Source organism: Pseudomonas sp. MIS38 (assembly GCF_019891575.1).
GTDB classification, from domain to species: Bacteria; Pseudomonadota; Gammaproteobacteria; order Pseudomonadales; family Pseudomonadaceae; genus Aquipseudomonas; species Aquipseudomonas putida_A.
Genome location: NZ_JAFLXF010000004.1, coordinates 211,085 through 226,075, shown reverse-complemented (window position 1 = coordinate 226,075; position 14,991 = coordinate 211,085). Strand labels below are relative to the sequence as shown.

General features: G+C 62.9%; 5 protein-coding genes (1 of these 5 running past the window's edge). 3 read left to right on the top strand and 2 right to left on the bottom strand.

All coding sequences use genetic code 11. From position 1 onward, the window contains the following. Positions 1 to 82: 82 nt before the first annotated feature. Positions 83 to 1,630, bottom strand: coding sequence for a family 2 encapsulin nanocompartment cargo protein terpene cyclase (locus J1G18_RS07815; protein WP_098967998.1), 1,548 nt, complete (start codon positions 1,628 to 1,630; stop codon positions 83 to 85). 334 nt (positions 1,631 to 1,964) lie between these two features. Here J1G18_RS07815 and J1G18_RS07810 point away from each other — a divergent pair, with 334 nt between their 5' ends. Further along, positions 1,965 to 3,137 carry an MFS transporter gene (locus J1G18_RS07810; RefSeq protein ID WP_097087672.1) on the top strand — a complete coding sequence of 391 codons (1,173 nt, stop codon included), beginning with the start codon at positions 1,965 to 1,967 and terminating at the stop codon, positions 3,135 to 3,137. Between the two features lie 179 nt (positions 3,138 to 3,316). On the opposite strand, the gene J1G18_RS07805 is transcribed toward J1G18_RS07810, so the two are convergent. Beyond that, the gene (locus J1G18_RS07805) at positions 3,317 to 4,450 is read right to left on the bottom strand and encodes a cupin-like domain-containing protein (protein WP_108182192.1); all 1,134 of its coding nucleotides are present in this window, start codon (positions 4,448 to 4,450) and stop codon (positions 3,317 to 3,319) included. Between the two features lie 132 nt (positions 4,451 to 4,582). On the opposite strand from J1G18_RS07805, the gene J1G18_RS07800 reads away from it, so the two are divergent. Together J1G18_RS07800 and J1G18_RS07795 are read left to right on the top strand one after the other, a co-directional pair. After that, the gene (locus tag J1G18_RS07800) at positions 4,583 to 5,317 is read left to right on the top strand and encodes a thioesterase II family protein (RefSeq protein WP_223007388.1); all 735 of its coding nucleotides are present in this window, start codon (positions 4,583 to 4,585) and stop codon (positions 5,315 to 5,317) included. Between the two features lie 244 nt (positions 5,318 to 5,561). After that, positions 5,562 to 14,991, top strand: the 5' portion of a protein-coding gene (locus tag J1G18_RS07795; protein ID WP_223007387.1) for a non-ribosomal peptide synthetase. 2,891 nt of this gene lie beyond the right edge of the window; the window shows 9,430 of its 12,321 coding nt (coding positions 1-9,430); it begins with the start codon at positions 5,562 to 5,564; the stop codon falls past the right edge of the window.

The following is a 14,991-nucleotide window of genomic DNA, read 5'->3' as shown; positions in this document are numbered from 1 at the left end:
AAATGCCTGGGTTAAGGGCTCAGTCAGCTGACCCATGGCGAGCTGCGAGAGTTCATCCGCATGCATGAAAAGATCGACACGTTCAGACGTGATAGCGGCCACTGTGCCGGTGCCATTCAAGACTGCCGGAGACCCAGCTTTTTATGCCGGTCAGAAAACGCTGCAGCAGCGGCGATGCATCCGGCAGCACGGCTTGTTCCGCCGCTTCATACAGGTGCACGATTTCGTCATGAACGTGCGCGCACTTGATCATCGCTTGTCGGGGCGTGCAATTGTGTTCGCGAGCCAGTAACTGCGGCAGATTGAAATCGCCGATTGCGGCCTGATTTTCCTTGTGTGCGGAATACAGATCGTTGGCGACGATTGTGGCGCTGGCGGCCAGCGTGGTCACGCGCCGCACGGCAGGGGCGCTGTAGATGTGTGCTGGCAGTTCGTATCCACCGATCACGTCGATCAATGACATGCAGGGTAAAAAGCTGTTGGTCTGGCGTTGAGCGAGGTATTCCCAGATGGGTGGGGTCAATCCTTCCAGGCGCCAGGCCGCTTCGGCAGTCATGGTGACAAACATGGCGATGATTTCGTGGCGTACCCTGGCCACTTGTACGGAAGATGCGAATGCCTGAACGCGGTCCATATAGGCGCGAAGCGCAACCAGTACCGGGTCACTGTTCAGTGCATGATCAAGACCGCAACGAAAGCGAGAGGGCAGGTGCGCCGGCTCCAGTGCGGCCAGCGCCAGCGAAAGTCGGGGCCCTACCAGGCGCGGTTCGGAGCCGGTTCGCTCGTCATCACAGTAGTAATCATCCACGGCAAACAGGGCGGCGATGCACTGTGCCGAAAGCAGCAGGCGATCGGGATCGTGAGTGTCGGTATGGCAAAGCATGGCGAAGCGACCGAACCCCATGGCGCGGACCTTTTCGAGTTGTCCCGCAAATATGCCGACTTCCTTGATCCATGGCATAAGCCGATCTTCGACGGCCTCGGCCAGCGCCGTATCAACCCGAAACGGCGCCGGACAATACAACGGCGGGACGGCCCAGGGTGATCTTGCCTTTTTCCCAAAAGCATCAGGCATTGATCGTGCCGCTGACGCATCGTGGGCGGCCTCGAACCATTGCCTTACACCCCCTATCCCGAACTGCTCGAACATCCGGCGAAACCAGATCGTGAACTGCTCGGGTGCCTGTTCGATCCGTTCGGTGATCTCCTCCAGCGACAGCCACTCCCAACTTTCGACTTCCTCGGGATTGGCTACCGGATCGAGCTGGCTGAGGCCGGCAAACACGTGGTCAAATTCATGCTCGATCAGTTCATTGGACATTTGCTCGTAATAGAGCATCGAGGCGACTTTTTGCAGTTTGCACGTCGTGCCCATTTCCTCCTGCAGTCGACGCAGGGCAGCGGCGGCCGTGCGTTCGCCGGGGCGAGGATGCCCGCAGCACGTGTTGGTCCATAATCCGCCGGAATGATATTTGCCCAACGCGCGTTGTTGCATCAGCATCCGACCTTGTGAGTCAAAGAGCAGAATCGAAAATGCGCGATGGCGCAGTCCCTGGTGATGCACTTTCATCTTTGAGGCTACACCGGTCTGGCGATCCTTGGGCGATACCAGAATAAGCTGTTCTTCCATGGCAAGGCTCCTTGGCGCGTGCGCTATGGGATAGTGCTCAAGAGCAGTTGCCCGTTCATTCAGGAGCGGTACGCCATTGAGTCAAAGCCTCATGAGAACTGCAATCGCATGAAAAGGCACCTGTAAAACCTGACAGGTGTGCGCGATTTTCGACGATTGGTTATGTGATTCCAGACGTCGGCGGCAATGCCATTGGTCTTGGGGAGCGATCCTGGGAGAGTGCCTGGAATCGCAAGGTGTCGAGTTTCGCGCCTTCACATTCCACCAACAATTCCCCGCTTCCACGCTCATCAACCTTTATGGCAACTTGGCGGCCCCTGATGAGGCTGTACCCATGGCAAACCCCTACCGCGAATTATTCACCGCCCCCGGCGCCCGGGCTTTTGTACTGGCCGGGATGATCGCGCGCATGCCGATTTCCATGACCGGCATCGGCGTGATCACCATGCTCTCGCAGCTCAAGGGCGGGTACGCGCTGGCCGGTGCGGTGGCGGCGACTTTTGCCCTGGCCACGGCTTTTTGTGCGCCGCAGGTGTCGCGGCTGGTGGATCGTTTCGGCCAGGGTAAAGTGCTGCCGCTATCGGCGTTGATCGGTGGTGGGGCGCTGTTGATGTTGCTGCTGTGCACGCGTTTGCAGGCGCCGACCTGGACCCTGTTCATCTTCGCCGCGCTGGCCGGCTGCATGCCGAGCATGTCGGCGATGGTGCGCGCGCGCTGGACCGAGATCTATCGCGGCCAGCCGCAATTGCAGACCGCCTATGCGCTGGAATCGGTACTCGATGAGGTCTGTTTCATCGTTGGCCCGCCACTGTCAGTGGGTTTGTGCGTGGTGGCGTTTCCCGAGGCCGGGCCGTTGGCCGCGCTGTTGGCGCTGGCGATCGGGGTGACGGCGTTTGTCGCCCAGCGCAGCACCGAGCCGGCGGTGCATCCGCAGGAATCACAGCATCAGGGTTCGATCATTCGCTCGACCGACGTGCAATGGCTGCTGGCGTTGATGCTTGCCATGGGCGTCATCGTCGGTGTGGTCGATGTGGTCAGCGTCGCGTTCGCCCAGCAGCAGGGCCAACCGGCAGCGGCGAGCATCGTGTTGTCGGTGTACGCCATCGGCTCGTGTCTGGCCGGTATCGCGTTTGGCGCGATGCGCTCGAAACTGCCGTTGCCGCGGCTGTTTCTCTACGGTGGGGTGGCGACGGCGGTGACCACGCTGCCGCTGTTGCTGGCGAGCAATATTTTCGGTTTGTCGCTGGCGGTGTTTGTCGCGGGATTGTTCTTCTCGCCGACGCTGATTGTGGCGATGGCGTTGATCGAACGCATCGTGCCGCCGGCCAAACTGACTGAAGGCCTGACCTGGCTGGTGACGGGGTTGAGCATCGGCGTGGCGATCGGCGCGGCCGGCTCGGGCGCTCTGGTGGATGCTTTCGGTGCACGCAGCGGATTCTGGCTGGCGATTATGGCGGGGGCGGTGGTGTTGGCGTCGGCGTTTCAGAGTTATCGGCACCTGAAATAACCCGGCCATCGCGGGCTGTTGTGGTGAGGGGATTTATCCCCGATGGGCCGCGAAGCAGCCCCAAATCCAGCCAGCTCTTTCCTTCAGAAGAAGCGTGCCGGGTGAGTTTGCGACTGCTGCGCAGTCGATCGGGGATAAATCCCCTCGCCACAGAGTTATCCACACAGACAGCGGATGGGTTACCAACCCCGCCCCGAATTCACCCAGAAATTCACCGACAGTGACGTCGACACCGACTCCACCTGATGGAACCAGCCCTCCGGCAGAAACAGCAGATCCCCGGCCTCCAGCGTCACGCGCAGGAACGTCACATCGCGTGCTGCGGGAAAGCGCTCATAGTCCGGTGCGTCGGGGTTGAAGTCGCAGCCGTCCAGGCCACCCTTTGGCGCTGTCGACCAGGTGCCCAGTGCTTCGCGGTGATGCGGGGCGGCGAGGGTGAACTGCTTCTGGCCCCAGACCTGCGCGAACAGGTTGTCGGTGTCGTCGCGGTGCAGCGGCGTCAGCGTGCCTTTGGGGCCGATCCAGATGCGTGGCGGGATGAACAGCGAAGCATCGAAGTAGGGCGGGTACTTGATCTGCTGCAGCAATTGCGCCGGCAGGATGTTGTTGCCCATGTAGGCCGGTGGTTCGCCGTCAGCCCGTTTGACTGCCGGTTGGTCCAGCGAGGCAATGAACTCGGCCATCGACGTCGAGCGGAAATCACGTTCGGTGGAAAAGGTTTTCTTCACGTAATCGCCGTGGCGGGTGATGCCCTGCAGTTCGGCGAAATGCACCAGTGATTCCTCGCGACTGAGCTTGAACAGCGGCCAGTCCTGCAAGGCATTGCTGATCACCACCGGGATGCCGTTGGGCAAGTATCTGCTTTTGAATTCGCTGACCGACAATTCATCGCGCGCATGGCGCTCGATGCGGGTCTGCACCGGCAGCCCGGCGGTGAGTTGTTCGCTGAAGCGTGGCGGGGTCGGGTAGCGCTTGTTCATGTCGACCTTTTGCGCCACTGCGCCACCGTGCATCGCATGCTCGATGATCTGCGGCAGCAGCGTCGCCAGGCCCATGTTGCCGCCGATTTTCAGGCGTCCGCTGGCGAACAGTTCTTCGACATTGACTCGGCCGCCCATGATCCCGAGAAAATCGCTCTCGGCGACTTCAATGGTCACGTCGGGGCTGGGATGGCGTCCGGGCGCGGTGCGGCTGCTGGCCTTGACCTCCGACCAGTAGGCCTGCTGCGGGCCAAACACGAATTGGAAAACGCCTTCGATGCCGACGGCACCGGCGTTGGCGAACAACTTGCCCAGGATGCTCTGCAGGTCCACGGTGAATCCTCGTTATTGGTTTTGGCCTGAACAGTTAACGAGCGCCTGTTGGCGCAATTTACCGGCGCGCGACTAATTTGCCGGGGGCGTAATCCGTTTATCTCTACAGACAAATTTTTCGAGGAAAGCCGGGTGAACAAGCTGACCCTGCTGTGCCTGCCGTACTCCGGCGCCAGCGCCATGGTCTATAGCCGCTGGCGGCCAAAACTGCCGCAATGGCTGCAACTGCAACCGGTGGAACTGCCGGGGCGCGGTGCACGTTTCGACGAGCCGCTGCACACGGATATGCGGGCGCTGGCGATGCAACTGGCCAAGGAATTGCGGCCGAATCTCAAAGCGCCTTATGCGTTGTTCGGCCATAGCCTGGGCGCGCTGCTGGCCTGCGAAATCGCTCACGCGCTGCGCGCATTGGGCTGTCCGGAACCGGTGGCGCTGTTTGCCTCGGGCACGGCGGCGCCGACGATGCGCGCCGATTACGATCGCGGTTTTGCCGAGCCGAAAACCGACGCCGAGCTGATCGATCAATTGCGCACACTCAACGGCACGAGCGAAGAAGTGCTGGCCAATGCCGAGCTGATGAGCCTGACCCTGCCGATCCTGCGCGCGGACTTCTTGCTCTGCGGCAAATTCGAGCCGTTACAACGGCCGTTGCTCAACTGCCCGGTGCACGTGCTGGGCGGCAAGGCGGATCGCGCGACCACCGAACAACTGATCGGCTGGAGCAAGGAAACCCGTGGCAGCTTTTCAGTGGACATGCTCGCCGGCGGGCACTTCTTCATTCATGAGCATGAAGCCAAAGTGCTCAAGGTGATCAAGGATCAGCTGGAAGGGCATCATCGCCGGCATATCATGGCCGCAATCGCCTGAGCAGCGCATCACTCAATGTGGGAGCGGGCTTGCTCGCGAAAGCGGTATTTCAGTTATTGCATCGTTGACTGACACACCGCTTTCGCGAGCAAGCCCGCTCCCACATTTGATTTGTGTTTATGAAAAAAGCCGCCCTACCTCCCGCCTGACAGTTGTTCTCATTCGCTAATTTTTCCGGTCTGCATTCGTTTTATAGGGACGACGTGCCTTTGTGCTTCCTGCCTACTGATCCGGATGCTGAGAAATGAATGCTGAAGACTCCTTGAAACTTGCTCGCCGGTTTATCGGGTTGCCCCTGGAAAAGCGCCAGATGTTCCTCGCGGCCCTGCACAAGGAGGGCGTGGATTTCGCGCGGTTCCCGATACCGGCCGGCATCGCAGCCGAGGATCGTCAGGCGCTGTCTTACGCGCAGCGCCGCATGTGGTTCCTGTGGCAACTCGACCCGCAGAGCGGCGCCTACAACCTGCCCGGTGCGGTGCGACTCAATGGTCGACTGAACCAGTCGGCGCTGGAGCAAGCTTTCGCCAGTCTGGTGGAGCGCCACGAAACCCTGCGCACGGTGTTCCAGCGCCAGGCCGATGACAGCCTGCTGCAAGTGCCAGCCACCGCGCCGCTGCTGATTACCCGGGAGGACTTCAGCGCACTGCCGGCCGGTGAGCGCGAGCAGGCGGTGATCCGTGCCGCCGAACAGCAGTCGGTGTTGCCATTTGATCTGGCGGTCGGCCCCTTGCTGCGGGTGACCTTGCTCAAGCTTGCCGAGCAGGAACACGTGCTGCTGCTGACCCTGCACCACATCGTCTCCGATGGCTGGTCGATGAACGTGTTGATCGACGAATTCATCCGTTGCTACGACGCGTTCGACGCCGGTCAGACGCCGCAATTGCCGCCATTGCCGATTCAGTACAGCGACTATGCGCTGTGGCAACGCCGCTGGCTGGAGGCCGGTGAGCAGGCGCGCCAACTCGATTATTGGCAGGCACAACTGGGCGACGAACACCCGGTGCTGGAATTGCCGCTGGATCATTCGCGCCCGGCGATGCCGAGCTATCGCGGCACTCGTTACGAGTTTGCGGTCGACGGCCAACTCGCCGAGCAACTGCGCAGCACTGCGCAACAGCATCAAGTCACTTTATTCATGTTCCTGCTCGGCGCCTTCAATGCGCTGCTGCACCGTTACACCGGGCAGACCGACCTGCGGGTCGGCGTGCCGATCGCCAACCGCAATCGCGGCGAAATCGAGGGCCTGATCGGCTTCTTCGTCAATACCCAAGTGCTGCGCACGCAACTGCACGGTCAGACCCGGGTCGACGAACTGTTGCGGGCGGTCAAGGAAACCGCGCTCGGTGCCCAGGCGCATCAGGATCTGCCGTTCGAGCAACTGGTCGAAGCGCTGAAGCTGGAACGCAGCCTCAGCCACACGCCACTGTTCCAGGTGATGTACAACCATCAGCCGCACGTCGCCGATATCGCCACCATCAGCACCGCATCCGGCCTGCAACTTGACAGCCTCGACTGGCAGAGCCGCACCACCCAGTTCGACCTGACGCTGGACACCTGGGAGAAGGGCGGCAAGCTGCACGCCGCGCTGACCTACGCCAGCGACCTGTTCGATGCACCGACCATCGAACGCATGGCGCGGCACTGGCTGCGCCTGCTGACGGCGATGGTCGCTGATCCGTCGCAGCGCATCGGTGAGTTGCCGCTGCTGGAGGCTGACGAGCAGCGCACCCTGGTGCACGACTGGAACAACGTCCACGCGCAGTACCCGAGCGACACGCCGATTCATCAGTTGATCGAAGCACAGGTCGCGCGTACGCCGCAGGCACCGGCGCTGGTATTCGGCGAACAGACCCTGAGTTACGCCGAACTGGATGCCCGAGCTAATCGCCTGGCGCATCTGCTGCGCGAACAGGGCGTGCAGGCGGACAGTCTGGTCGGCGTTTGCGCTCTGCGTTCGGTGGAAATGGTCGTCGCGCTGCTGGCGATTCTCAAGGCTGGCGGCGCCTACGTGCCGCTGGATCCGGAGTACCCGCAGGAGCGTCTGGCCTACATGATCGAGGACAGCGGCATCACCTTGCTGCTGACGCAACAGGCGCTGCTGGCAGCGCTGCCGACTGACGGCGTAAACGTCATCACCCTGGATCAGCCGGCGTTGCTCGACCGTTACCGCGATAGCCGTCCGGAGGTCAGCGTCGATCCGCTGAACCTGGCCTACGTGATTTACACCTCGGGTTCCACCGGCAAGCCGAAGGGCGCCGGCAACAGCCACGCGGCGCTGGTCAACCGTTTGTGCTGGATGCAGGAGGCCTATGCACTGGACGCCCGTGATTCGGTGCTGCAGAAAACCCCGTTCAGTTTCGACGTGTCGGTGTGGGAGTTCTTCTGGCCGCTGCTGACCGGCGCGCGGCTGGTGGTGGCCGCGCCGGGTGCGCACCGTGATCCGCTGCAACTGATCGATAGCATCAACCGCCACGGCATCAGCACGCTGCACTTTGTGCCGTCGATGTTGCAGGCGTTCATCCACGAGGCCGGCGTGGAGAGCTGCAGCGGACTCAAGCGGATTGTCTGCAGCGGTGAAGCGTTGCCGCTGGATGCGCAGCTGCAAGTCTTTGCCAAACTGCCGAACGCGAGCCTCTACAACTTGTACGGCCCGACCGAAGCGGCCATCGACGTCACTCACTGGACCTGTGTCGATGAAGGCGCGGACAGCGTGCCGATCGGCCGGCCGATCGCCAACCTGCGCACCCATGTCCTCGATGCCGAATTGCTGCCGGTGCCGAGCGGTGTCGCCGGTGAACTGTATCTGGGCGGCGCCGGACTGGCGCGCAGTTATCACCAGCGCCCGGCGCTGACGGCCGAACGTTTTGTGCCGTGCCCGTTCCATGACGGCGCGCGCCTGTACCGCACCGGCGACCGTGTGCGGCAGCGTGCCGACGGGGTGATCGAATACCTCGGGCGTCTCGACCATCAGGTGAAGTTGCGCGGTTTGCGCATTGAGCTGGGCGAAATCGAGACCCGCCTGATGCAGCACTCGCTGGTGCGTGAGGCGGTGGTGCTGGTGCAGGGCGGCAAGCATCTGGTGGCTTACCTTGTGCTGGAAAACCCACAGGTGGACGAACAGTGGCAGCAAGACGTCAAGGCGTGGCTGCTCGGCAGTCTGCCGGAGTTCATGGTGCCGACCTACCTGATCACCCTCGACAAATTGCCGGTCACCGCCAACGGCAAGCTCGACCGCAAGGCCTTGCCACAACCGGATGCCGCGCCACAACAGGCATTCGTGGCGCCACAGGACGCCATGCAAAAAGCCCTCGCGGCGATCTGGGAAGCTGTGCTCGGCCTCGACCGCGTCGGCCTCGAAGACAACTTCTTCGAGCTGGGCGGCGATTCGATCATCTCGATTCAAGTGGTCAGCCGTGCGCGACAGGCCGGGATCCGCATCAGCCCGCGTGACCTGTTCCAGTACCAGACGGTGCGCAGTCTGGCGCTGGTCGCGAGCCACGATCATCTGTCTTCGGTGGATCAGGGGCCGGTGACCGGCGACGCCGTGCTCGGGCCGATCCAGCAGGATTTCTTCAGTCGGGCGATGCCGGTGCGCGAGCACTGGAACCAGTCGTTGCTGCTGACCCCGCGTGAGGCATTGAACGCACAATTGCTCGATGCCGCGCTGACCCACCTGATCAATCACCACGACGCCTTGCGCCTGCGTTTTGTCGAAGGCACTGAAGGCTGGCAACAAAGCCACGGCCCGCTAGTGAACAGCGCTGAGATGTGGCAACGCGATGCCGAATCTGCCGAACAGTTGCAGGCGCTGTGCAACGAAGCTCAGCGCAGCCTCGACCTGCAAAACGGCCCGCTGCTGCGCGCGTTGCTGGTAACGATGGCCGACGGCTCGCAACGACTGGCGCTGATCATTCATCACCTCGCGGTCGATGGCGTTTCCTGGCGGGTGCTGCTGGAAGATCTGCAGCAGGCTTACGAGCAACTGGCGGCGGGTGGCGGCATTCAGTTGCCGGCGAAGACCAGCGCGTTCCAGAGCTGGACTGCGCGTCTGGCGCAGGAAGCGTCGCGCTTCGATGAGCAATTGGGTTATTGGAAAGCCCAGCATCAGGGTGCCAGGGATCTGCCTTGCGAACGCCCGGATGGCAGCCTGCACAACCTGCATGGCGAGAAAATCGAATGGCGCCTCGACGCCGAGCGCACCCGTCAGTTGCTGCAACAGGCGCCCGCCGCCTATCGCACCCAGGTCAACGATCTCTTGCTCACCGCCCTGGCGCGCACCATCAGTCGCTGGAGCCAGCAGCCGGGCACGCTGATCGAACTGGAAGGCCACGGCCGCGAAGACCTGTTTGATGACGTCGACCTGACCCGCACCGTGGGTTGGTTCACCAGTCTGTTCGCGGTCAACCTGACCGCCAGCGCTGATCTCGACGGCTCGATCAAGGCGATCAAGGAGCAACTGCGCGCGGTGCCGGACAAAGGTCTGGGTTACGGCGTGCTACGGCATCTGGCCGCGCCGTCGGTGCGCGCCGAACTGGCCGCGCTGCCGCAACCGCGCATCACCTTCAACTACCTCGGCCAGTTCGACCGCCAGTTCGACGAAGCGGCGCTGTTCGTGCCGGCTGTTGAAACCAGCGGCGTGGCGCAGGATCTGTCGGCGCCTCTGGGCAACTGGCTGACTGTGGAAGGTCAGGTGTATGGCGGCGAATTGTCGATGAGCTGGGGCTTCAGCCGCGAGATGTTCGACAGCGCCACGGTGCAGCACCTGGTTGATCAATACGCCAGCGAATTGCAGGCGCTGATCGAACACTGCTGCAGCGTGCAAACCGCGCAAGCGACGCCGTCGGACTTCCCGCTGGCTCGGGTGACCCAGGCGCAACTGGATGCGCTGCCGGTGCCGGCCGGTCAGCTCGATGATGTCTATCCGCTGTCGCCGATGCAGCAGGGTTTGCTGTTCCACACCCTCTACGAGCAGGCTGCGGGTGAGTACATCAATCAGTTGCGCGTGGATGTGCAAGGTCTTGAGCCTGAGCGCTTCCGCGCTGCGTGGCAGGCTACCGTCGATGCGCAGGACATTCTGCGCAGCGGTTTCGTCTGGCAGGGCGAACTGGCGCAAACGCTGCAGATCGTGCAAAAACAGGTGCAGTTGCCATTCAGCATTCTCGACTGGCGCGAGCGCGACGATCAGCCGGCAGCGCTCGCGGCGCTGGCCGATGCCGAGCGTCAGCAAGGGTTCGATCTGAGCCATGCACCGTTGCTGCGTCTGGTGCTGGTGCAGACCGCTGCCGAGCAATGGCACCTGATCTACACCCATCACCACATCCTGATGGACGGCTGGAGCAACTCGCAGTTGCTCGGCGAAGTGTTGCAGCGCTACAGCGGTCGCACCCCGGCCCATGGCGGCGGACGGTATCGCGATTACATCGCCTGGCTGCAGCGTCAGGACGCGCAACTGAGTCAGGACTTCTGGAGCGCTCAGTTGGCCGCGCTGCAAGAGCCGACCCGACTGGCCCGCGCCGCCATCGGCGGCGAAGGCGACAGCGGCCACGGCGACCATTATCTGACGCTGGACGTGCCGCGCACGCAGGCGCTGGAAGCGTTTGCCCGCCAGCAGAAAGTTACCGTCAACACCCTGGTGCAAGCCGCGTGGCTGCTGTTGCTGCAGCGCTACACCGGTCACGAAGCGGTGGCGTTCGGTGCGACCGTGGCCGGGCGTCCGGCGGATTTGCCGGGCATCGAGCAACAGGTCGGCCTGTTCATCAACACCCTGCCGGTGATCGGCGCGCCGCGTCCAGACCAAAGCGTTGGCCAATGGCTGCAAGCGGTGCAGGCGCAAAACCTCAGCCTGCGCGACTTCGAACACACGCCGCTGGCGGACATCCAGCGCTGGGCCGGGCAGGGCGGGGAAGCGCTGTTCGACAACATTCTGGTGTTCGAAAACTACCCGGTCGCCCAGGCGCTGAGCCAGGCCGGGCAAGGCCTGACATTCGGTGATGTCGGCAACCTTGAGCAGACCCACTACGCCCTGAGCGTGGCGGTCACCCTCGGTCAGCAACTGGCGCTGCACTACAGCTTCGACCGCAGCCAGTTTGCCGGTGAGGTGATCGAAGGCATCAGTGCCCATCTGCTGCAATTGCTTGAGCAGTTTGCCGTGTCGGCCGAGCGCAACCTTGGCGAAATCGCTCTGGCCAGCGCGCAAGAGCATGCCCGCCAGCAAGCCGAAAACCAGCCGCAGCCGTACCCGCTGGACATCGCGGTGCATCAGCGCATTGCTGTGCTGGCGGCCGAGCGTCCGCAGCGCACCGCGGTGATCTTCAACGGTCAGCACTTCAGTTATGGCGAGATCGAGCAGCGTGCCAATCAACTGGCTCACGCGCTGATCGCCCGTGGTGTCGGCGCCGAGATCCGGGTCGGCGTGGCCCTGCCACGCAGCGAGGCGGTAATCGTCGCGCTGCTGGCGGTGCTCAAGGCCGGCGGTGCCTATGTGCCGCTGGACACCAGTTACCCGCGTGAACGCCTGGCCTATCTGATTGAAGATTCTGGGCTGGCGCTGCTGATCAGCGATTCGTCGGTGTCGGCGCAGTTGCCGGTCGGCGAGTCGGTGCCATTGCTGGAGCTGGATCGTCTCGACCTGCGCCAGTTGCCGATCACGGCGCCACAGGTGCCAGTCGATCCGCACAACCTCGCGTACGTGATCTACACCTCCGGTTCCACCGGTAATCCGAAAGGCGTCAGCGTTGCCCATGGCCCACTGGCGATGCATTGCCAGGCCATCGGTCAGCGCTACGAAATGCGCGACAGCGACTGCGAATTCCACTTCATGTCGTTCGCCTTCGACGGCGCCCACGAACGCTGGCTGACCAGCCTGACCCACGGGGCTTCGCTGCTGATTCGCGACGACACGCTGTGGACGCCGGAGCAGACCTACAACGCGATGATCGAACACCGCGTGAGCGTGGTTGCGTTCCCGCCGGTGTACCTGCAACAACTGGCCGAACACGCCGAGCGTGTCGGCAACCCGCCGAAGGTGCGGATCTATTGCTTCGGCGGCGATGCGGTGCCGAACGCCAGTTTCGAACGGGTCAAGCGCGCGCTCGATCCGGACTACATCATCAACGGCTACGGCCCGACCGAAACCGTGGTCACGCCATTGATCTGGAAGGCTGGCCGTCAAGAGCCATGCGGTGCCGCTTACGCGCCGATCGGCAGCCGGATCGGCGACCGCAGCGCCTACGTGCTCGACGCCGATCTGAACCTGCTGCCACAAGGCATGGCCGGTGAGCTGTACCTCGGTGGTACCGGGTTGGCGCGGGGTTATCTGAACCGTCCGGGGCTGACTGCTGAGCGTTTTGTCGCCGACCCGTTCAGCGCAAATGGCGGCTTGCTCTATCGCACCGGCGACCTGGTGCGCCAGCGTGTCGACGGCACGTTCGACTATCTGGACCGCATCGACAATCAGGTGAAGATTCGCGGTTTCCGTATTGAACTGGGCGAAGTCGAAGCGGCGCTGCAAGCCCTCGACGGCGTGCGTGAAGCGGTGGTCGTGGCGCAGGAAGGCAGCGCCGGCAGTGGCAAGCGGCTGGTGGCCTACGTAGTCAGTGATTCAGCGAGTGCCGAGTTCACCGATCACCTGCGCGCGCAGCTCAAGGCCAGCCTGCCGGCGCACATGGTGCCGGCGTATGTCCTGCGTCTTGAGCGCATGCCGCTGACGCCGAACGGCAAGCTCGATCGCAAGAACCTGCCAAAACCGGACGTCAGCCAACTGCAACAGACCTACCTCGCGCCACAGACGGCGCTGGAGCAGCAACTGGCGGCGATCTGGCAGGACGTGCTCAAGCTTGAGCAAGTGGGTGTCAGCGACAACTTCTTCGAACTGGGCGGCGATTCGATCATCTCGATTCAAGTGGTCAGCCGGGCGCGGCAGGCTGGGATTCGCTTCAGCCCCAAAGACCTGTTCCAGCACCAGACCATTCAGGCTCTGGCCACGGTGGCGCAGACTGGCGAGGCGGTGCAGCCCATCGATCAGCGCGCGCAAACCGGCGAAACCGCGCTGCTGCCGATTCATCAGGCATTTTTTGCCGAGGCGATTCCTGACCGTCACCACTGGAACCAGTCGGTGATGCTCAAGCCGACGCAAGCGCTGGACGCTCAGGTACTGGAGCAAGCGCTGGATGCGTTGGTCGTGCAGCACGACAGTTTGCGTCTGGACTTTGTCGAGCAGGCCGCTGGCTGGTCGGCGCACTACCGCGACGTCGCCACGCAAGCGGGGGAAACCATTCTCTGGCAAGTCGAGGTCGCTGATCTCGCGGCTCTTGAGGCACTGGGCGACAAGGCCCAGCGCAGTCTGCAACTGAGCGGCGGTTCGCTGATCCGCGCGGTGCTGGCGAACCTGGCTGATGGCAGTCAGCGCCTGCTGCTGATCGTCCACCACCTGGTGGTCGATGGCGTGTCGTGGCGGATTCTGTTCGAAGATCTGCAACGTGCCTACCGGCAGATTCTCGCCGGCCACGCCGTGCAGTTGCCGGCCAAGACCAGTGCGCTCAAGGCCTGGGCGGCGGCGTTGCAGGACTACGCCAAAACCCCGGCGTTGCAGGCCGAACTGGGCTTCTGGCAGCAGCAGTTGCAGGGCGCTTCGGCGGCTTTGCCTTACGACCATCCGAACGGCGGGCAGCAACACGATCAGGCGCTGACCCTGCGCAGCAAACTCGATCAGACCCTGACCCGTCAGCTGTTGCAGGAAGCTCCGGCGGCCTATCGCACCCAGGTCAACGACCTGTTGCTGACCGCGCTGGCGCGGGTGCTGGTGCGCTGGACCGGTGACGACAATGCCTTAGTATTGCTTGAGGGCCATGGTCGCGAAGACCTGTTCGAACACATCGATCTGACCCGCACCGTGGGCTGGTTCACCAGCGTATTCCCGGCGCGTCTGGCACCGGCCGCCGAACTCGGCGCCTCGCTCAAGCAGATCAAGGAACAGCTGCGGGCGATTCCCCACAAGGGCATCGGCTTCGGCGCACTCGCGCACCTCGGTGATGAACCGGCGCGTGCCACCCTGCAAGCCTTGCCGGCGCCGCGCCTGACCTTCAACTACCTCGGCCAGTTCGACGGCAGCTTCGACGCTGCCAGCGATGCCCTGTTCGTGCCGACCAGCGAGTCCGGCGGCGCAGAGGTCAATCTGCAAGGGCCGCTGGGCAATCCGCTGGCGCTCAACAGCAAGGTGTTCGGCGGTGAGCTGGACCTGAGCTGGACCTACAGCGGCGCGATGTTCGACACCGCCACCATCCAGCGTCTGGCCGACGACTATGTGCAGGAACTGACCACGCTGATCGGCCACTGCTGCGACAGTGCCAACCGTGGCGTGACGCCGTCGGACTTCCCGCTGGCGCAACTGTCGCAAGCGCAACTGGATGCGCTGGTGCTGGAGCCGCAAGGCATCGACGACATCTATCCGCTGTCGCCGATGCAGCAGGGCATGCTGTTCCACACCTTGCTCGAACACGGCAATGGCGACTACATCAACCAGATGCGTCTGGACGTCGACGGCGTCGATCCGCAACGCTTCCGCGCGGCGTGGCAGGCGGCGGTGGATGCCCACGACATCCTGCGCAGCGGCTTCTTCTGGCAAGGCGATCTGCCGCAACCGGTGCAAGTGGTGCAACGTCAGGTCGAGGTGCCGT

Bases quoted from the DNA above. Each gene is read 5' to 3' on its own strand.
- J1G18_RS07815 (WP_098967998.1), bottom strand. From the start codon at position 1,630: ATGGAAGAACAGCTTATTCTGGTATCGCCCAAGGATCGCCAGACCGGT.
- J1G18_RS07810 (WP_097087672.1), top strand. From the start codon at position 1,965: ATGGCAAACCCCTACCGCGAATTATTCACCGCCCCCGGCGCCCGGGCT.